The sequence below is a fragment of the Arthrobacter sp. TJ-270 genome (assembly GCF_058269075.1).
Map to the genome: position 1 here is coordinate 84,960 of NZ_JBZCNB010000004.1, position 17,835 is coordinate 102,794.

Below are 17,835 nucleotides of genomic sequence, written 5' to 3' on the forward strand. Positions count from 1 at the left end.
CACTGAACCTCGAACGCAGGTCGTGTGCGGTACTGATGGGAGAAATCCATGGTGAACGCGGGACACGCTTTTAAGGGAACACGGATCGGGTCGGGCTATAGCGACGGCGCATCCGGACGTCATCTTGACGCGGAACGCTCACAGGGTGTGGCTGACCGCACCGTAGTCAGCTACTGGTGTCTGGACAGCCACGAAACCAGGCCAACTTTTGCGAAGCTGAGTGAGGCCGAGATTCCCGAGGTCTGGGAGTGCGGTCGGTGCGGCCGGCCGGCCGGCCGTTCGCCGGGAGCGGATCTCAACGTCGACGGTGACGAGCCGTTCAAGAGCCACCTGCAGTACGTGAAAGAGCGCCGCACCGAGGCGGAAGCAACGAAAGTGCTGGAGAACGCACTGGCGCAGCTGCGCCAGCGCCATTCCCTCTAGCGGGCGTCGGCCTCGCCGGCGTCGATCAGACGACCAGGAAGCTGGCTTGCCGCTTCCTGGTCAATAAGCCACAGCGTCTTGCGTCGACCCCGTGCGCCTGCTGCGGGCACCTGGACAGGACCCGCTCCGGCAAGCGCGAGGCCCACGGCCCCGGCCTTGTCTTGACCGGCAACTGCCAACCAAACTTCCTCGGCGGAGTTGATTGTTTCGAGGGTGAGGCTCACGCGTTCGGGCGGAGGCTTCGGAGCGTCGCTGACGCCCACCACCGTTTGTCCCTTCGTTCGGATTCCGGCCATCTCCGGGAACAGGGAAGCAACATGAGCGTCCGGCCCCACACCGAGCAGGAGGATGTCGAACCGGGGCAGACGCGGGTCGCGGAGTTCCACGCCGAGTGCGGCGTCCTTATCCGCAGCCGCCTGGAGACGTGCCGCGTAGTCGGCTGCGGCGTCGTCCTGGCTGCTGAAGGCGTCCGACGTTCCGAACTCGTGCACGCGGTCCTCGGAAACTTCAAGCTGGTCGAGAAGCGCGGCCCGGGCCTGGACAGCGTTCCGGTCCTCGTGGCCGGCAGGCAGGAACCGTTCGTCGCCCCACCAGAAATCCACTGCTGACCAGTCGACTGCTGAAAGTGCCGGGGACTCGGCGAGCGCACGGAGCGCACCGATGCCCAGCGTTCCACCCGTGAGCACCACAGTGGCCGTGCCGCGTTCATTCTGAACATCGACAAGCCGTGTGACGAGTCGGGCTGCTACTGACGCTGCAAGCAGCTCCGCGTGGGGGTGGATACTGACTTTCGGTTCAGTGTTCACTGGTCCGTACGCTCCTCAGGTTGGTTCGTGCGAGCCCCTCGGTGATGACTTCCCCGAATACGTCATCGGGATCGAGGCGGCGCAGCTCTTCCGCGAGACAGTCTTTCAGGCTACGCCGGGGGAGGGAAATCCTCTGCACCGGCTGGTCCGGCTGGTGCAGTTCCGCCACTGACCGCCGCGGACGGTTCAGTTCAACGTCCCCGGCAGGGCGAGACAGACACACGCGGTGCAGACCCGTCCCCGGCTCGCCCGCCTCGATGGACACAGGTGTGTCGAGCGCCAGCGTCAGCCAGGCCGCGAGCAGCACCGTGCTGGGGGAATCGGAGGCACCTTCGACTGTGACCGCAGTGATGGGCGACCCATCCAGCTGTTCCATGACCGCTGCGAGCTGGATGCGCCAGTTCGTCAACCGTGTCCAGGCCAGATCAGTGTCCCCGGCCTGGTACGTCCGGCGGATGTTGAACAACGCTGCCGTCGGATCCGGCTCATTGCCAGAGTCGGTGATGCGGCGGTGGGCGATGCTTCCGATGGAGGTCTGCGCTGCTGCTTCGGGTACTCCGTGCGGCCACCAGGCAACGATGGGCGCGTCCGGAAGCAGGAGGGCTGAGACCAGGGACTCGCTTTCCCCGGCCAGTTCGCCGTAACCCCGTAGCACAATTACCTCGGAAGCGCCGGCGTCACCGCCCACCCGGATCTGTGCGTCGAGCCGTGTCTCCTGCGAGTCCGTGCCCTCCGCGAGCACGATGATGCGGCAGGGATGCTCCCGGCTCGCTTCATTCGCTGCGAGGATAGCCTCCTCCTCATGACCTGATCGGGTGATGACAACGAGGGTCAGCACCCGGCCAAGGGCAACAACGCCACCCTTGTCCCGCATGGTCATGATTTCTTTTGAAACCTTGGAGGTTGTTGTATCGGGAAGATCGACGATCATGGCCGCCTCCAGGTCCTTCCGTCGCGTGCGAGCAATTCATCAGCGGATTCGGGGCCCCAGCTGCCGGGGACATACTTTTCAGGTGCTGAGGAGAGGGTCGACCAGTACTCCTCGAACGGATCGAGGATCTTCCACGACAGTTCCACTTCCTGATGACGCGGGAACAGCGGTGGTTCACCCAGCAGCACGTCGAGGATCAGACGCTCGTAGGCTTCCGGGCTGGACTCGGTGAAGGAGTGGCCGTAACCGAAGTCCATCGTTACATCGCGCACTTCCATCTGTGTCCCGGGTACCTTCGACCCGAAGCGGATCGTGGCACCCTCATCGGGCTGTACGCGGATAACCACTGCATTCTGCCCGAAATCGCCTTCGCCGTGATCCCTGAACAGCAGATTCGGCGCACGCTTGAACACGACGGCGATCTCAGTCACCCTGCGGCCCAGCCGCTTCCCGGCACGAAGATAGAACGGCACACCGCTCCAGCGCCGGGTATTGATGTCCAGTCTGACTGCGGCATAGGTCTCCGTCATCGAGTCGGCCGGGATGCCGTCCTCGTCGAGGAAAGCGTTGACCAGCTCGCCGCCCTGCCAGCCGCCTTCGTACTGTCCCCTCGCAGAGTGGGTGGACAGGTCGTCGGGCAACTTGACCGCTGCGAGAACCTTCTCCTTTTCGGCGCGGAGGTCTTCCGCGTTGAAAGAGATCGGTTCCTCCATCGCCGTCAAGGCCAGCAACTGCAGCAGGTGATTCTGGATCACATCGCGGGCCGCGCCGACGCCGTCGTAATACCCGGCCCGACCGCCGATACCGATGTCTTCCGCCATCGTGATCTGGACGTGGTCAACGTAGTTGGCATTCCACAACGGCTCGAAGAGCTGATTGGCAAAGCGGAGGGCAAGGATGTTCTGGACGGTTTCCTTGCCAAGGTAGTGGTCGATCCGGAAGACAGCATCGGGCGGGAACACCTCTTCAACGATGGCGTTCAGCTCGCGGGCCGATTCCAGGTTGTGCCCGAACGGCTTCTCGATGACAACCCGGCGCCACTTCCCTTCCTCGGGCTGAGCCAGGCCGTGCTCGGAGAGCTTCTGGCACACAAGCTCGAACGCCTTCGGCGGGATGGAGAGGTAGAACGCGTGATTACCGCGGGTCCCGCGCGTGGAATCGAGGTCCTCAACGGTCTTCTTCAACTCGACGAAAGCAGCATCGTCGTCGAAGTTTCCCTGGACGAACCGGACACCCGCTGAGAGCTGCTCCCAGACGGACTCATCAAACGGTGTACGAGCATACTGCTTCACCGAGGAGAGGACCTCCTGCGCGAAGTCCTCATCGCTCCAGTTCCGGCGGCCGAACCCAACGAGCGCGAAACTCGGCGGCAGGAGCCCCCGGTTAGCCAGATCGTAGACCGCCGGCATCAGCTTCTTGCGGGCGAGATCACCCGTCACCCCGAACAGGACCAGGGACGCGGGACCCGCGATCCGGCTGAGCCGCCGGTCCCGCGGGTCGCGCAGCGGATTCCTGATTTTTGCGCTGTTGTCAGGCATCTATCCGTTTCCGTTTTCAGCTGATCGACCGGACAGCCGTTCGATGACTTCGTGAAGTTGCTTGATTCCCGCCGACCGGTCCGCCAGGTGAAGCCGGAGCACCGGTCGACCGGCGTCCTCAAGAACCTGGGCGTCCCCCGCGGCTTGGGCCGCGATCAGCTCACCGAAGCTGAAAGGGCGCTCGGGGATAGCCAGATCCTCGGATGTAGCTCCGGTGATCTGCAGGTAGGTGCCGACAGGAGTTCCGCCCTTGTGGAACTGTCCGGTCGAGTGCAGGAATCGGGGTCCCCACCCGAAGGTGACAGGACGGCCGGTGATTCTGCTCAGGACCGGGCGGATCTCTGCCAGTGGAGCCTCCGCGATGCGGTCAAGGTAAGCCTGCACCGCCAGGTAGCCGTTGGGCTCCAGCGCTCCGAAGAGAGCTTCCAGGGCTTCACCGAGGGTGCTCGCCGACCCCAGAAGGGTACCGCTGCCGCGCACCTCGACGGCTCCGTCAACGAAGTTCGGAGCTGCAGCTTCCGGCTGTGCGTCCAGCAGTCCTCGCGCAGCCTGCTTTGCCGCTTCGACATCGGGTTGGTCAAATGGATTTATGCCCAGAAGCCGGCCTGCGACTGCGGTGGCGAATTCCCACGCCAGCAGTTGACTGCCGAGGCTGCCGCCGACCGCGATGGCATCACCGGAAGGTTCGGTGTTCGACTCGGGCGATACCAGGTGTACCGCCAACACGTCCGTAGCGCCGGACGAAAGCTCCGGGGCGTCCTCCTCCACCACAACAGGGAGCACACCGGTTCCCAGCTTGCCCGTGGATTCGGCGATGAGTTGTTCAACCCAGTCGCCCAGGCCGATGATTCCGGACCCTTCGTCGACGAACACGATCTTGTCGCGCAACGGAAGGGTGCCGCCGAGGACCGCGCCGAGGCGCAGACCGACGTTGCCTGGGTCATCGTCGAACAGGAACTCCGAGATGGATTCCGCGTCATCAAGCAGGGTGGCAACATCGGCGCCTGCCAGCCCTGACGGCACGAGGCCGAAAGCCGTCAGCGCAGAGTACCTGCCGCCCACGTTCGGGTCCGCGTTGAACACGGCGCGGTAGCCGGCTGCCCGGGCGGACTCATCCAACGGCGAGCCTGGATCGGTGACAATGATAATCCGGCTTTTTGCATCGATTCCCGCGTCGGTGAACGCCTGCTCGAAGACCCGGCGTTGGGAGTCGGTTTCAACGGTGGAACCCGACTTGGACGAAACCACTATTGCGGTGCTCTCGAGGCGGTCGGCCAGTGCGGCGCGTACCTGCGCGGGATCGGTGGAGTCGAGCACAGTCAGCTCGACTCCGGCAGACCGGGTGATGACCTCAGGAGCGAGGGAAGAACCACCCATGCCGCACAGCACTATGTGGTTCACTCCCTCGTTCGACAGGTCGCTGTGCAGCTGCTCGATTTCGGGCAGCAGTGAGCGCGACGCATCAACAAGGTCAACCCAACCCAGACGGATGGCTGCCTCGGACTCCGACTCGGGACCCCACAGAGTGGAGTCCTTCGCCATGATGCGGGAAGCCACGTGCTCCTCCACCAGTTCGGGAATGGCCCGCTCAATCGCTTCAGCGGCGGCCCCTGACGCGTTGACAAAGAGGGTAGCCATAAGCGATCAGCCCTTTGCTGAGTCGAGCGCCGTGGTGACTGTCTCGAGAAGTTCGCCCCAGCTCGCAACGAACTTGTCCAGGCCTTCTTCCTCAAGCAGATTAACGATCTCCTTGTAGGAGATGCCGATGGTTTCAAGGCGGTCCAGGATTTCGTTGGACTCGGCGTAGGTGCCGGTGATCGTATTCCCGGTGATTTCGCCGTGGTCCGCAGTGGCCTCGAGCGTCTTTTCCGGCATGGTGTTGACGACGCCTTCTGCGACCAGACCCGTGACATAAAGCGTGTCCGGGTAGGCCGGGTCCTTCACACCGGTGGAGGCCCAGAGCGGACGCTGCGGGTGCGCACCAGCTTCTGCAAGCACATTCCAGCGCTCGGAGCTGAATGCCTCCTCGTAGACCTGGTAGGCGAGGCGGGCGTTCGCGAGGCCGGCCTTGCCGCGCAGTGCAGCGGCTTCCTCATTGCCGAGGGCATCGAGGCGCTTGTCGATCTCGGCGTCCACGCGGGAAACGAAGAACGAGGCGACCGAGTGGATCTTCGACAAATCGTGGCCGTTTTCCTTGGCCTGTTCCATGCCCACCATAAATGCATTGATGACTTCGCGGTAGCGTTCCAGCGAGAAGATCAGCGTTACGTTGACGCTGATACCCGCGGCGAGGGTCGTTGAGATTGCCTCAAGACCCTCAACGGTCGCCGGAATCTTGATCAGGACGTTCGTCCGCTGGACCTTCGCGTGCAGGCGCTTGGCTTCCTCGATCGTTCCCGCAGTGTCTCGAGCAAGGCGGGGATCCACCTCGATCGACACCCGGCCATCGACGCCGCCGGTCCGCTCGGCCTCCGCGGCAAAGATGTCGCAAGCCTGCGCGACGTCGTGCGTGGTGATATCGAAGACGGCCCGGTCGATGTCGGCACCGGCTTCTGCAAGGGCGCCGACCTGGGAGGCGTAGGACTCGCCCTGCTTCAGAGCTGCGGCGAAAATACTCGGGTTGGTGGTGACGCCGACTACGTTGAGGTCCTCGATCAGGCGCTTGAAGGCACCCGAGTTGATGCGCTCACGTGAGAGGTCATCCAGCCAGATGGACACGCCGGCCTGGGAAAGAGCGGCGGTAGGGGTGGGAGTCATGGGTTTTTCTCCTTGAACCAGGTGAATTGTGCTGTTCGGTGGGGGGCTGCTAGAGACGGTCGCCCGTTGTGGAGGCGGACGCGCCGGCTGCTGCCGAGGTCCCCTCCGGAGCGTTGCGTGTATCTGCGGCAGCAATGGAATCGCGGGCAGCCTCAACTACGGCTTCGGAGGTGATTCCGAATTCGCGGAAGAGGGTCTTGTAGTCCGCTGACGCTCCGAAGTGCTCCAGCGAAATGGACCTGCCGGCGTCACCGACCAGCTCCCGCCAGCCCTGAGCGATACCGGCCTCGACGGAAACGCGTGCCCGGACGCCGGAGGGCAAAACCGATTCGCGGTAGGACTCGTCCTGCTTGTTGAACCACTCGAGGCAGGGAAGGGACACAACGCGGGCGGCGACCCCTTCCTTCTGCAGTGCGGTGCGCGCCTCAACGGCGAGCTGGACCTCGGAACCGGTGGCGATCAGGATGACGTCCGGATCACCATTGGGTGCTTCCGCAAGCACGTAGGCACCCTTGGCGACGCCTTCCGCCGACCCGAAGGTGTCTCCGCTTGCTTCGCCGTCTCCGCGTTCCCAGGTGGGAATGTTCTGGCGTGTGAGAACGATGCCCGCGGGGTTGGACGTGTTCTCCAGGATGGTGCGCCACGCTACTGCAACTTCATTGGCGTCACCCGGACGGACAACATCGAGACCGGGAATGGCTCGCAGCGAAGCAAGCTGCTCGACGGGCTGGTGCGTGGGACCGTCTTCACCGAGACCGATGGAGTCGTGTGTCCACACATAGATCGCCGGGACTCCCATGAGCGCACCGAGCCGGATTGCGGGCCGCTGGTAATCGCTGAAGATCAGGAAGGTGCCCGAGAACGCGCGTGTGCTGCTGTGCATCACAATGCCGTTCACGATGGCGGCCGCAGCATGTTCGCGGATTCCGAAGTGCAGAACCCGGCCGTAGGGGTTTCCGGACCAGGCATCGGTCTGCTTGCTCGCAGGGACAAAGGATGGAGATCCCTCGATCGTGGTGTTGTTCGACTCGGCGAGGTCAGCGGACCCTCCCCACAGCTCCGGCAGGACCGGGCCGATGGCGCTGAGGACCTTGCCCGAAGCGGCGCGCGTGGACATGTCCTTGCCGGCCTCGAACTCCGGCAGGCTGGACTCCCAGCCCTCGGGTAGCTCCCGTGCGGAGATCCGCTCGAGCAGGGCGGCGTTGTCCGGGTTGGAGGCCTTCCAGACGCTGAACGTGTCTTCCCAGCTCTTACGCTCTTCCTGTCCGCGCTCCACAACCTTCCGGGCGTGGGCAAGCACCTCGTCGTCGACCTGGAAATCCTGTTCCGGATCGAATCCGAGAGTGGACTTGAGCGCTGCGATCTCGTCCTTGCCGAGAGCCGAACCGTGGATCTTGCCGGTGTTCTGCTTGTTCGGTGCAGGCCAGCCGATGATGGTGCGCAGAGAGATGATCGAGGGACGCGAGGTCTCCGCCTTCGCGGCCTTGAGTGCGCTGTACAGCTCGGCGACATCTTCGACGTATTCACCGGTCTTGGTCCAGTCGACCCGCTGGGTGTGCCAACCGTAGGCGGCGTACCGGCCGAGGACGTCCTCGGTGAAGGCGATGTCGGTGTCATCCTCGATGGAGATGTGGTTCTCGTCGTAGATCATCACGAGGTTACCCAGTTCCTGATGCCCCGCAAGGGAGGACGCCTCGGATGTCACGCCTTCCTGAAGGTCACCGTCGGATGCAATTACCCAGATGGTGTGGTCGAAGGGGCTCTCACCCTGCGGCGCTTCAGGATCCAGCAGCCCGCGCATGCGGCGCTGGGCGTAGGCGAAGCCTACGGAGGAAGCGAGGCCCTGGCCGAGCGGTCCGGTGGTGATTTCGACCCCGGCGGTGTGGCGGTACTCCGGGTGGCCGGGGGTCTTGGAGCCCCAGGTGCGCAGAGCCTTCAGATCATCAAGCTCCAGGCCGTAGCCGGAAAGGAAGAGCTGGATGTAAAGGGTGAGCGATGTGTGCCCGGGGGAGAGTACAAAGCGGTCCCGACCGGTCCACTCCGGGTCGGTCGGATCATGGCGCATGAACTTCTGGAAGAGGAGGTAGGCCGCCGGTGCCAGGCTCATCGCTGTTCCAGGGTGGCCGTTGCCCACCTTCTCCACGGCATCTGCCGCGAGTACGCGAATTGCGTCTACCGCGCGCTCATCCAGTTCATTCCAGTCCAGTTCCTGCTTTTCCAGCTGTGGCACGTTCACCGGGCCCCTCTCTGTTACGTCACGGCCAGCGCCGCGGCGCCGAGTGAGACTGCGCCACGGACGCGAAAGTCCCCGCGGCCAGCCGGCCGTTCACCGTTGAAAACTTGAATAATGCTGCGTTTCGACCAAACCGAATCCCCGCACGTTGGGGTAGTGCTGACAACTCTCCCGAGAACCATGGCCCCCGGGTATTCGTCGTGCGTCCCGGCGTGCGGGAGTGATCCAGGTGATACATGCCACCTTAGCGCTTTCGGCTCCGAATGCGCGTGGACCAACCTTTTGTGAAGGGTCACACAAGGACACGAACGACGGCGGCGCGACGCCTGCCGTGTCGCCTCCATGTTTTCTACGAGCTGTAAAAAAGACATAACGACCGGGTATGATAGCGACGGACTTTAACCTCACAGAGAAGCAGAGCATCCTCCCGTGAATTTCGACCAGGCGGCAGTTGCGCCCAGCATGCATCAGGCAGGCAGCGGCGTATCCCGCAAGCTTCGGGCGTATCTGGCACTGACCAAACCCCGGGTCATCGAACTGCTGCTGGTAACGACTCTTCCCACCATGATCTTCGCCCAGGGCGGCTTCCCATCGCTGGTCCTTGTTATTGCCACTATGGTCGGCGGCGCGTTCGCCGCGGGGAGCGCCGGCGCCTTCAACTGCTATCTCGACCGGGACATCGACAAGGTCATGAACCGCACGGTTAACCGGCCGCTCGTGACGGGCGAGGTGACACCGCGGGAAGCGCTGGTTTTCGCCTCGCTCCTCGGCGTTGCCGCCGTCGGCATCCTTTGGGTGGGGGCCAACCCTCTCGCCGCGTGGCTGGGAGTGGCGGCGATTTTCTTCTACGTCGTTATTTACACCCTCATCCTGAAGCGGCGCACCGCGCAGAACATCGTCTGGGGCGGCGCAGCGGGATGCATGCCTGTCCTGATCGCATGGGCTGCGGTCACAGGAACCATTGAGTGGCCGGCCGTGATCCTCTTCCTGGTCATCTTCCTCTGGACACCGCCGCATTACTGGCCGCTGTCGATGAAGTACAGCGACGACTACAACGCCGCGAACGTTCCCATGCTTGGAGCCATTGCGGGCCCCGGCGTCGTTTCCGTCCAGGTGGTTCTCTACGCCTGGGCAACGGTGATCTGCTCACTCCTCCTTGTGCCGGCGGGCGGGGCAGGCTGGGTCTACACCGCCGCAGCAGTTCTCAGCGGCGGGTGGTTCATCCTCGAATCCCACAAGCTGCACGCCGCTGCCCGTGCCGGCACGGTGACCGGCAAGGGTGCAATGAAGGTCTTCCACGGTTCGATCAGCTACCTGACCATTCTGTTCCTTGCCCTCGCCATCGATCCCTTTGTAGGTGCGGCGGTTTTTGCCTCGTAGGTAGGGTGACCATCCACCTAGGATGGAGGAATGGTCTTCACCGGAGTGGTTGCGTACCCCCTGACACCTTTTGATGTGAACGGCGGATTGAATTCAGCTGAGCTCACGCTGCTCGTCGACCGTCTGGCCCGCTCTGGGGTGAGCGGCGTCACCGTGCTCGGATCCTCCGGCAGTTTCGCCTACCTTGACGCAGGGGAGCGGAAGCAGGTTCTGGCCACCGCCGTAGAGGCGGCCGCCGGGCGGGTACCCGTTGCCGCAGGAATCAGCGCCGTCGCAACCCGCGAGGTGGTGGCGGGTGCCCGAGCCGCCGAGCAGCTCGGAGCTGACGGAGTGGTTCTCTCACCGGTGTCCTACCTGCCGCTCACCGACGATGAACTCGTCGGCCTGGTCGAAGAGGTGGCCTCATCGACCACGTTGCCCATCTGCCTTTACAACAATCCGTCGACAACCCAGTTCTCTATCGAGGTGGAGCTCGTGGGACGGTTAGCGCACGTGCCCACCCTCGTCGCTTTCAAGGACACTGCCGCGACGCCTGCGGAATTCGCCGAACGGGCCGCCAGGCTGCGGGATGTGCTGGACCGGCCCATCAGCCACGGCGCCAGCGGGGATCCGCTTATTGCCTCCGGCGAGGTGACGGCTGATGCCTGGCATACGGGCCTGGCGGCGCTCCTCCCGGCGAGCTATCTGGCTTTCCGGGGCGCGGTCCTGGACGGCGATGCGGCGCGGGTTGCGGTAGAACGGTCCCGGCTGGTGCCGGTAGTCCAGGCGGTGCATCGGCTGCGGAAGCTCAGCGGCTTGCACGCCCTGGGCCGGGCCTGCGGGGTGGATGCCGGCGATCCGCGCCGCCCCCTGCTTCCAATCGCCGGTAGCGAGCAGCGGGACCTTGCACGGCTTGCCGAGGCGTTCGACGATATCGAGGACGGCGTCCTGCGCTGACACCTACCGGAGGTGAGCGGGCTGATCCACTCGCCGTCGGGTGAACCCGACATAGACGGCGTGTGCCATTGCTGCAGTGAGCAGGGATGCGCCCAGCATATGCAGTGCAACCAGGGCCACCGGCAGGTGGAGGAAGTGCTGCAGGTAGCCGATCGCTCCCTGCGCGAAGACGACGACGGCGAGAATGACCAGCGCGACCCGTAGCCGGCGCGCAACCCTCAGCCGATATGCAGCGACAACCAGGACAAGGACCGTCAACACAAGCAGGTACACCGGAGCGGCGTGGATGCGTGTCATAAGATCCGGGTTCAGATTGTTCCGCGCTGCGCCCGAATCCCCGGCATGCGGTCCGGATCCGGTGACGACGACGCCGAGCAGCACCGCCGCTGCCACCAGTACGGCGGCGGCAACCAGAAGCTGCCGAAGCAGGGGTGTGGCGCGCGGTTCATTATCAGCGGCGGCTTCCGCGGCCGCGAGCCGACTGCGGTTGACCAGCACTGTCGCAACGGTGATCAGGATCATGGAGATGATGAAGTGCCAGCCGACAATCCAAGGGTTCAGCTGAGTCAGAACTGTGATTCCGCCGACGACTGCCTGCGCGGGTATGCCTGCGAGAAGCACGACGGCGGGCACGAACAGATCGCGGCGCGTCTTGCGCATGTTCCAGAGTGAAACCAGCATGGCAACCGCGATCGCGGTGAGGACAAACGTCAGCAGGCGGTTGCCGAATTCGATGACTCCGTGCATGCCCATCTCCGGGGTGCTGACCATGGAGTCGGCAGTGCAGCGGGGCCACTCAGGACAGCCGAGTCCGGAGGCAGTCAGTCGCACAGCGCCGCCGGTGAGCACGATGAGGATCTGGGAAATGAGGGAAGCCAGTGCCAGTCCGCGGACCGTCGGCGTAACCGTCCGTGGCAGGCGCACGTTCTTGCGGGTGGGGGAGAGCTGAGTCATGTTCCTAACTCCATTTGAACCAGCGGACGGCGGCCAGACCCACGACGGCGGCCCAGCCGCACAGCAGTGCGAAGGACCACAGGTCGAACGTGCCGGATGTCAGTGCCTCGCGCAATCCGTCTCCGAGGGCCGCTGACGGCAGCAACGCGACGAGGGGCTGGATCGCTTCCGGAAGGCTGCTGCGCGGAATGACGGTGCCGCCGACTGCGGCAAGGAGCACCCACGCCAGGTTCGTTACGGCGAGAGTGGCTTCCGGCCGCAGGGTGCCGGCGATAAGCAAACCGAGCGCGGTGAATGCTGCGATTCCCGGAACAAGCATGGCGAGAGCGGGAAGGATCCCGCTGAGCGGGGGCTGCCAGCCGAGCAGGACCGCCGTCGTGCAGATGACAATGACCTGAATGGCAAGCACTGCGCCAACTGCGAGAATCTTGCCGAGGATCAGTCCGCTGCGGCCGAGCGGTGTGGTGGAGAGGAAACGAAGTACACCGTATCGGCGGTCGAAACCCGTCGCGATACCCTGCCCGGTGAAAGCCGTGGAGAGCACGCACAGAGCGATCACACCCGGGGTTCCAGCCTCGAGGCGGGGCATGCCGAGTGCGTCGAAGAAAGGTGTAAAGGCAATGGCCATGAGGGCGAGCAGAGGCAGCACGATAGCGAGCACCAACTGCTCCCCATTGCGGAGCATGGCGACGGTCTCATACTTGCCGTGCTGCAGAACGCGCACGGGAAGGGAAGAGGCGCTCATCGGATGCTCCGTCCGGAGATATCGAGGAACACGTCCTCGAGCGAGCGGGAGGTCAGGTAGATCGAGGCCGGGAGGATGCCCTGCTCAGCCCACCAGGCTCCGAGCACGGCAAGGTCCCGGGGAGTAAGTGCTCCGCTGACCCTGTACTGGCCCGGGGAAGATTCAATAAGTTCAAGGTGGGGCAGACGTGCAGACGGAAGCGAAAGGCCTTCCCGCGTTTCGAACCTGAGTTCGCGCGTGGCGTCCGCGGCATGCGCTGTCAGCTCCGAAACGGTTCCGTGCCTGACCGTGCGCCCCTGGTCGATGATGTACACATAGTCGGCGAGCTTCTGGGCGTCGTCAAGGAGATGGGTGGTAAGGATGATCGCCAGTCCCTCTGCGCGCAGTTCATTGATCAGTTCGAACACGATGTTGCGGGACCGCGGGTCGAGTCCCGCGCTTGGCTCATCCAGGAAGAGCACTTCGGGGTTTCCCACGAGCGCGCACGCGAGCGCGAGGCGCTGCTTCTGGCCTCCTGAAAGCCGCCGTACCGGGGTTTGGGCGAACGAATCGATCCCGAGCCTGGCCGAGAGCTCATCTACCCTGCGGGGGGACGCGTACATGCCCGCAACGTGGCGCAGAAGGGAAAGTGGCCGAACAGCGGGAGGCAGGCCGCCTTCCTGCAACATGATCCCGACCCGGCTGCGCAACGCGGCACCCGCGCGCCACGGATCCTCTCCAAGCAGGCGCACACTGCCGCCGCTGGGTTTCTGAAGACCCTGTGCGCACTCGAGCGTTGTTGTCTTGCCCGCTCCGTTTGCACCCAGCAGCGCCGTGACGCGGCCCTTGTCTGCGCGTAGACTCACGCCGTCGAGCACGTGGACCATCTTGCCGTCGAGTGATGAGACCGGGCCGAAGTCCTTGACGAGCCCGCTCACTTCTACGGCGGGGGAGGAGGAAGGCACCGCATAATTCTACGCCACGTAGTAACTGCCTTAATTCCGGAGCGTGGGTAGCCTCGCCTTACTGGAAGCCGGTGGTGATCTGGAATAGATTAGGTCACGGTTATGTTGTCTAAATTGGACAAAATTTCTTCGGTCGGGATCCCGGCCCGTTCCCCAGTGCACTAAGGAGGCCCGCGATGTCACAATCAGTTGCTCCCGGCCGGACCAAGGTGCACAGCGCATTTGTGGGAACTGATGACGTCGACTCACGGCGTGCTGTTGACGAACGCACGAGGGACAAGGTGCTCTCCGCGGTTCTTGAGCACGGACCTGTGAGCGCAGCTGAACTGGGCGATCGGTTGGGTTACACCCCGGCAGCCGTCCGGCGTCATCTGGACGCACTGTCCCGTGACGGCCTGATCGAGGTCAAGGTGGTCGGCAGTCGATCCCCGGGCGCCGGTCGTCCAGCCCGGCGCTATGTCCTCAGCCAGCGTGGTCAGACGCGCCTTGGCAATGACTACCTGCACATCGCCCAGGCTGCCCTGGGACAGCTGCGCGAGATGGCAGGGCCCGACGCCGTCCGCCAGTTTGCGGCAGGCCGGTTCGCCGACATGGAAGAGCGGTACCGCCCCATCGTCGAGTCAGCAGGCGACAGCATTGAGGACAAGGCGGTAGCCCTTGCCGAGGCACTGAGCCTTGACGGCTTCGTGGGTTCCACCCGGGAAATCGGCCGCAACGCGCCGAACGCCGCGATGCTGAGCATCCAGCTGTGCCAGGGACACTGTCCCATCCAGGAACTCGCAACGCGCTTCCCGGACTTCTGTGATCAGGAAACCGAGGTGTTCGCCCGGCTCCTCGGCGTGGACGTCCGCCGGCTCTCGACCCTCGCAAGCGGCGGCCACGTCTGCACAACCCACATACCGATTGGCCGAATTGCACGCGCGAGCGGATCCGGCGGCCAACTACCCGACAGCGCCGTCCCGGCGTCGCACCCATACACGACAAACGTCTCCAACCATCAGCAAGGAAGGCCGTGATGACGGATCAGACAGAGAAGGCATTGGTTCCCGACGCCGTGCCGGCAGGAGTGATCAGCGACATCCTCGAGAGGAACCCGGAGCTCCACGGCATCGGCAACTACGAGTATGGCTGGGCCGACAAGAACGACGTCGGCGCCAACGCAAAGCGCGGTCTCGATGAGGAAGTCGTTCGCGACATCTCAGCCAAGAAGAGCGAGCCCGAGTGGATGCTCGACATGCGGCTCAAGGGCCTGAAGTACTTCGACCGCAAGCCCATGCCGGCGTGGGGCGCGGACCTGTCGGGCATCGACTTCGACAACATCAAGTACTTCGTCCGCTCCACCGAGAAGCAGGCGGGGAGCTGGGAAGAGCTCCCCGAGGACATCAAGAACACCTACGAGAAGCTCGGTATCCCCGAGGCTGAGCGTAACCGCCTGGTTTCAGGGGTCGCGGCGCAGTACGAGTCCGAGGTTGTCTACCACCAGATCAATGAGGAACTTGAGCGCCAGGGCGTCATCTTCATGGATACCGACACGGCGCTGCGCGAGCACCCGGAGTTCTTTGAAGAGTACTTCGGCTCGGTAATTCCTGTGGGTGACAACAAGTTCGGGTCACTGAACACCGCCGTATGGTCCGGTGGATCCTTCGTCTACGTCCCGCCGGGCGTTCACGTGGAAATCCCGCTGCAGGCGTACTTCCGGATCAACACCGAGAACATGGGCCAGTTCGAGCGGACGCTGATCATCGCGGACGAGGGCTCCTACGTTCACTACATCGAGGGCTGCACGGCGCCGATCTACACGTCCGATTCGCTCCACTCCGCCGTCGTTGAGATCATCGTGAAGAAGAACGCACGCGTTCGCTACACGACCATCCAGAACTGGTCCAACAACGTCTACAACCTCGTCACCAAGCGCGCCATCGCGCACGAGGGCGCAACCATGGAGTGGGTGGACGGAAATATCGGTTCGAAGGTCACCATGAAGTATCCGGCCGTCTACCTTGTCGGCGAGCATGCGAAGGGCGAGACTCTTTCGATCGCGTTCGCAGGCGAAGGCCAGCACCAGGACACCGGTTCGAAGATGGTTCACATCGCTCCGAACACCAAGTCCTCGATCATCTCCAAGTCGGTTGCCCGCGGTGGCGGACGCGCCGCCTACCGTGGCCTCGTGCAGGTCCGCGAGGGCGCGAAGCACTCGGCGAACACCGTCCGTTGTGACGCCCTGCTGGTCGACACGATCTCCCGGTCGGACACATACCCGTACGTGGACATCCGTGAGGACGACGTCACGATGGGCCATGAGGCCACTGTCTCCCGCGTGAGCGAAGAGCAGCTGTTCTACCTCATGTCCCGCGGTATGCCCGAAGACGAGGCGATGGCGATGATCGTCCGTGGCTTCATCGAGCCCATCGCCCGCGAACTCCCGATGGAGTACGCCCTCGAACTGAACCGCTTGATCGAACTCCAGATGGAAGGAGCCGTAGGCTAATGGCCGAAACCTCACAGTTGAGCCCTGAACTTTCAGAAATCACGACCGACGAGAAGGCCAGGATCGGAGCCCCGTCGACCGATGCGAAGGTGGCTATTGACGGCTTCACCGAGGAGGGCGAAAACCTTTCTCCGCTGAACACAGGCACTGAACAGCATGGCGCACGCCGGCACAGCCACGGCGACGAGCCGGTAGTGCCGGAGGCTTCGCGCGGCGAGCGTCTCAAGTCCTACCGTTTGGCGGATTTTGCGCCGCTGACAGGCCGCGAGGAGGACTGGCGGTTCACCCCGCTCAAGCGTCTTCGCGGATTGGACAGCGACCCGTTGTCCGGCCAGGGCCCCACCGTCACCGTAACGGGTGCCTCCAATGTCCAGATCGAGACCGTCGGCCGTGATGACGCGCGCTTCGGTTGCGCCGCCGTCCCTGAGGACCGGGTCTCCGCTGCCGCCTGGGAAGCTGTCACCGCCGCAACCGTGATCACCATCCCCGAGGAGACAGTCGCTGACTGCGAGGTCACCGTGAGTGTACGCGGCAACGACAACGCCGCTTCTGCACAGCACCTCATCATCGACGCGCGCAAGTTCTCGCGCGCAGTGGTGGTCCTCGACCACCAGGGCAGTGCTGTTCTCGCCCAGAACGTCGAAATCCTCGTCGGCGACGGCGCTGAACTCACGGTGGTGAGCGTCCAGGAATGGGACGACGACGCCGTTCACGTCTCCTCCCAACAGGCAAAGGTGGGCCGCGACGCGCGCTTCAAGCACGTGGTGGTCAGCCTCGGCGGCGACCTGGTGCGCCTGACCCCGTCGTCGTTCTTCACCGCCCCCGGCTCCGAAGTCGAAATGTACGGGCTGTACTTCGCCGACGCCGGGCAGCACCTTGAGCAGCGTCTGCTGGTTGACCATGCCGTTCCGAACTGCAAGTCCCGCGTGACCTACAAAGGTGCACTGCAGGGCAAGGACGCGCACACCGTGTGGGTGGGCGACGTCCTCATCCGCAAGGAAGCTGAGGGAACGGACACTTACGAGGTCAACCGCAACCTTGTGCTGACCGACGGAGCGCGCTCGGACTCGGTGCCGAACCTTGAGATCGAAACCGGTCTGATCGAGGGTGCCGGCCACGCCAGCGCCACCGGCAGGTTCGACGACGAGCACCTGTTCTACCTGATGGCCCGCGGTATCGATGAGAAGACCGCACGCCGGCTCGTGGTGCGTGGATTCCTCAACGATGTCATCCAGCAGATCAAGGTGCCGGTTCTGGAAGAGCGTCTCACTGAAGCTGTGGAACGCGAGTTGGCTGCAGGGAACATCTGATGAGCGAATCACCGACAAACGGGGCGCCGAAGGGCGAGATTGTCTGCAACGTGAATGATATTCAGGCCAAGCAGGCACTGCGGATCCTGATCGACGATTATCCGGTAGCGATCGTGAAGGACTCCGATGGCGGTATCCACGCCATCGGTGACACCTGCTCGCACGCCGATATCTCGTTGTCAGAGGGCGATGTGGAGGGTTGCAGGATCGAATGCTGGGGACACGGGTCCCAATTCGATCTGCGCAGCGGCATGCCGCTCCAGCTCCCCGCCTACGAACCCGTGCCGGTGTTCGCGCTTGAGATCCACGGAGACGAGGTCTACGTGGATATCACCACGGTGACCAACTCCGCGCCGGTCCCCAATCGCGCCTGAACAAACACGCAGCTAA

At 63.7% G+C, this 17,835-nt stretch carries 16 protein-coding genes; 7 read left to right on the forward strand and 9 right to left on the reverse strand.

From position 1 onward, the window contains the following. Positions 1–48 precede the first annotated feature (48 nt). Positions 49–423 (forward strand): RNA polymerase-binding protein RbpA, encoded by a 375-nt coding sequence (locus tag AC4D2M_RS09445; protein WP_490891486.1) that lies wholly within the window; start codon positions 49–51, stop codon positions 421–423. On the opposite strand, the gene pgl is transcribed toward AC4D2M_RS09445, so the two are convergent. Genes pgl through tkt form a run of 6 tightly spaced genes read right to left on the reverse strand, consistent with a single transcriptional unit; the run spans position 420 to position 8,676 of the window. Next, positions 420–1,229, reverse strand: a complete 810-nt coding sequence (gene pgl / locus AC4D2M_RS09450; protein ID WP_490891488.1) for a 6-phosphogluconolactonase — start codon at positions 1,227–1,229, stop codon at positions 420–422. The genes AC4D2M_RS09445 and pgl overlap by 4 nt on opposite strands. Further along, positions 1,219–2,160, reverse strand: coding sequence for a glucose-6-phosphate dehydrogenase assembly protein OpcA (locus AC4D2M_RS09455; protein WP_490891490.1), 942 nt, complete (start codon positions 2,158–2,160; stop codon positions 1,219–1,221). The genes pgl and AC4D2M_RS09455 overlap by 11 nt, the downstream gene beginning before the upstream one ends. Continuing rightward, positions 2,157–3,698 (reverse strand): glucose-6-phosphate dehydrogenase, encoded by a 1,542-nt coding sequence (zwf, locus tag AC4D2M_RS09460; RefSeq protein ID WP_490891492.1) that lies wholly within the window; start codon positions 3,696–3,698, stop codon positions 2,157–2,159. The genes AC4D2M_RS09455 and zwf overlap by 4 nt, the downstream gene beginning before the upstream one ends. Then, positions 3,699–5,336 (reverse strand): phosphoglucose isomerase-related protein, encoded by a 1,638-nt coding sequence (locus AC4D2M_RS09465; RefSeq protein WP_490891493.1) that lies wholly within the window; start codon positions 5,334–5,336, stop codon positions 3,699–3,701. Positions 5,337–5,342: 6 nt separating this feature from the next. Then, on the reverse strand, positions 5,343–6,455 hold the full coding sequence (tal, locus tag AC4D2M_RS09470; protein WP_490891494.1) for a transaldolase: 1,113 nt from the start codon (positions 6,453–6,455) through the stop codon (positions 5,343–5,345). Between the two features lie 49 nt (positions 6,456–6,504). Then, a complete protein-coding gene (gene tkt, locus AC4D2M_RS09475; RefSeq protein ID WP_490891769.1) occupies positions 6,505–8,676 on the reverse strand; it encodes a transketolase in 2,172 nt (723 codons plus the stop codon). Positions 8,677–9,150: 474 nt separating this feature from the next. Here tkt and AC4D2M_RS09480 point away from each other — a divergent pair, with 474 nt between their 5' ends. Together AC4D2M_RS09480 and AC4D2M_RS09485 are read left to right on the forward strand one after the other, a co-directional pair. Further along, positions 9,151–10,068: a heme o synthase gene (locus AC4D2M_RS09480; protein WP_490891770.1), complete on the forward strand. Its 918-nt coding sequence runs from the start codon at positions 9,151–9,153 to the stop codon at positions 10,066–10,068. Positions 10,069–10,098: 30 nt separating this feature from the next. Continuing rightward, positions 10,099–11,004 carry a dihydrodipicolinate synthase family protein gene (locus tag AC4D2M_RS09485; protein ID WP_490891496.1) on the forward strand — a complete coding sequence of 302 codons (906 nt, stop codon included), beginning with the start codon at positions 10,099–10,101 and terminating at the stop codon, positions 11,002–11,004. Positions 11,005–11,007: 3 nt separating this feature from the next. Here the strand turns inward: AC4D2M_RS09485 and AC4D2M_RS09490 are convergent, their stop codons facing one another. The 3 genes from AC4D2M_RS09490 to AC4D2M_RS09500 are packed head-to-tail and all read right to left on the reverse strand — an operon-like array spanning position 11,008 to position 13,647. After that, positions 11,008–11,958: a COX15/CtaA family protein gene (locus tag AC4D2M_RS09490; RefSeq protein WP_490891498.1), complete on the reverse strand. Its 951-nt coding sequence runs from the start codon at positions 11,956–11,958 to the stop codon at positions 11,008–11,010. Between the two features lie 4 nt (positions 11,959–11,962). Further along, positions 11,963–12,703 carry an ABC transporter permease gene (locus tag AC4D2M_RS09495; protein WP_490891499.1) on the reverse strand — a complete coding sequence of 247 codons (741 nt, stop codon included), beginning with the start codon at positions 12,701–12,703 and terminating at the stop codon, positions 11,963–11,965. Beyond that, on the reverse strand, positions 12,700–13,647 hold the full coding sequence (locus tag AC4D2M_RS09500) for an ABC transporter ATP-binding protein (protein WP_490891500.1): 948 nt from the start codon (positions 13,645–13,647) through the stop codon (positions 12,700–12,702). Before AC4D2M_RS09500 ends, AC4D2M_RS09495 begins: the two co-directional genes overlap by 4 nt. Before the next feature lie 176 nt (positions 13,648–13,823). Between AC4D2M_RS09500 and AC4D2M_RS09505 the strand changes: the two genes are divergently transcribed. From AC4D2M_RS09505 to AC4D2M_RS09520, 4 genes are read left to right on the forward strand one after another with little or no spacing between them, the layout of a single operon-like run. Then, complete coding sequence (locus tag AC4D2M_RS09505) at positions 13,824–14,663, forward strand: helix-turn-helix transcriptional regulator (RefSeq protein WP_490891502.1); 840 nt, start codon at positions 13,824–13,826, stop codon at positions 14,661–14,663. Then, positions 14,663–16,135 (forward strand): Fe-S cluster assembly protein SufB, encoded by a 1,473-nt coding sequence (gene sufB / locus AC4D2M_RS09510; RefSeq protein WP_490891503.1) that lies wholly within the window; start codon positions 14,663–14,665, stop codon positions 16,133–16,135. The genes AC4D2M_RS09505 and sufB overlap by 1 nt, the downstream gene beginning before the upstream one ends. Further along, positions 16,135–17,445 (forward strand): Fe-S cluster assembly protein SufD, encoded by a 1,311-nt coding sequence (sufD, locus tag AC4D2M_RS09515; RefSeq protein WP_490891504.1) that lies wholly within the window; start codon positions 16,135–16,137, stop codon positions 17,443–17,445. The genes sufB and sufD overlap by 1 nt, the downstream gene beginning before the upstream one ends. Beyond that, positions 17,445–17,819 (forward strand): non-heme iron oxygenase ferredoxin subunit, encoded by a 375-nt coding sequence (locus AC4D2M_RS09520; RefSeq protein WP_490891505.1) that lies wholly within the window; start codon positions 17,445–17,447, stop codon positions 17,817–17,819. The genes sufD and AC4D2M_RS09520 overlap by 1 nt, the downstream gene beginning before the upstream one ends. Positions 17,820–17,835 lie beyond the last annotated feature (16 nt).

What these genes read in the sequence shown, in the direction of transcription:
- AC4D2M_RS09505 (WP_490891502.1), top strand. Translation starts at nt 13,824, where the DNA reads ATGTCACAATCAGTTGCTCCCGGCCGGACCAAGGTGCACAGCGCATTT.
- AC4D2M_RS09455 (WP_490891490.1), bottom strand. Translation starts at nt 2,160, where the DNA reads ATGATCGTCGATCTTCCCGATACAACAACCTCCAAGGTTTCAAAAGAA.
- sufD (WP_490891504.1), top strand. Translation starts at nt 16,135, where the DNA reads ATGGCCGAAACCTCACAGTTGAGCCCTGAACTTTCAGAAATCACGACC.
- sufB (WP_490891503.1), top strand. Translation starts at nt 14,663, where the DNA reads ATGACGGATCAGACAGAGAAGGCATTGGTTCCCGACGCCGTGCCGGCA.
- AC4D2M_RS09445 (WP_490891486.1), top strand. Translation starts at nt 49, where the DNA reads ATGGTGAACGCGGGACACGCTTTTAAGGGAACACGGATCGGGTCGGGC.
- tal (WP_490891494.1), bottom strand. Translation starts at nt 6,455, where the DNA reads ATGACTCCCACCCCTACCGCCGCTCTTTCCCAGGCCGGCGTGTCCATC.
- AC4D2M_RS09480 (WP_490891770.1), top strand. Translation starts at nt 9,151, where the DNA reads ATGCATCAGGCAGGCAGCGGCGTATCCCGCAAGCTTCGGGCGTATCTG.
- zwf (WP_490891492.1), bottom strand. Translation starts at nt 3,698, where the DNA reads ATGCCTGACAACAGCGCAAAAATCAGGAATCCGCTGCGCGACCCGCGG.
- AC4D2M_RS09520 (WP_490891505.1), top strand. Translation starts at nt 17,445, where the DNA reads ATGAGCGAATCACCGACAAACGGGGCGCCGAAGGGCGAGATTGTCTGC.
- AC4D2M_RS09485 (WP_490891496.1), top strand. Translation starts at nt 10,099, where the DNA reads ATGGTCTTCACCGGAGTGGTTGCGTACCCCCTGACACCTTTTGATGTG.
- AC4D2M_RS09495 (WP_490891499.1), bottom strand. Translation starts at nt 12,703, where the DNA reads ATGAGCGCCTCTTCCCTTCCCGTGCGCGTTCTGCAGCACGGCAAGTAT.
- AC4D2M_RS09490 (WP_490891498.1), bottom strand. Translation starts at nt 11,958, where the DNA reads ATGACTCAGCTCTCCCCCACCCGCAAGAACGTGCGCCTGCCACGGACG.
- AC4D2M_RS09465 (WP_490891493.1), bottom strand. Translation starts at nt 5,336, where the DNA reads ATGGCTACCCTCTTTGTCAACGCGTCAGGGGCCGCCGCTGAAGCGATT.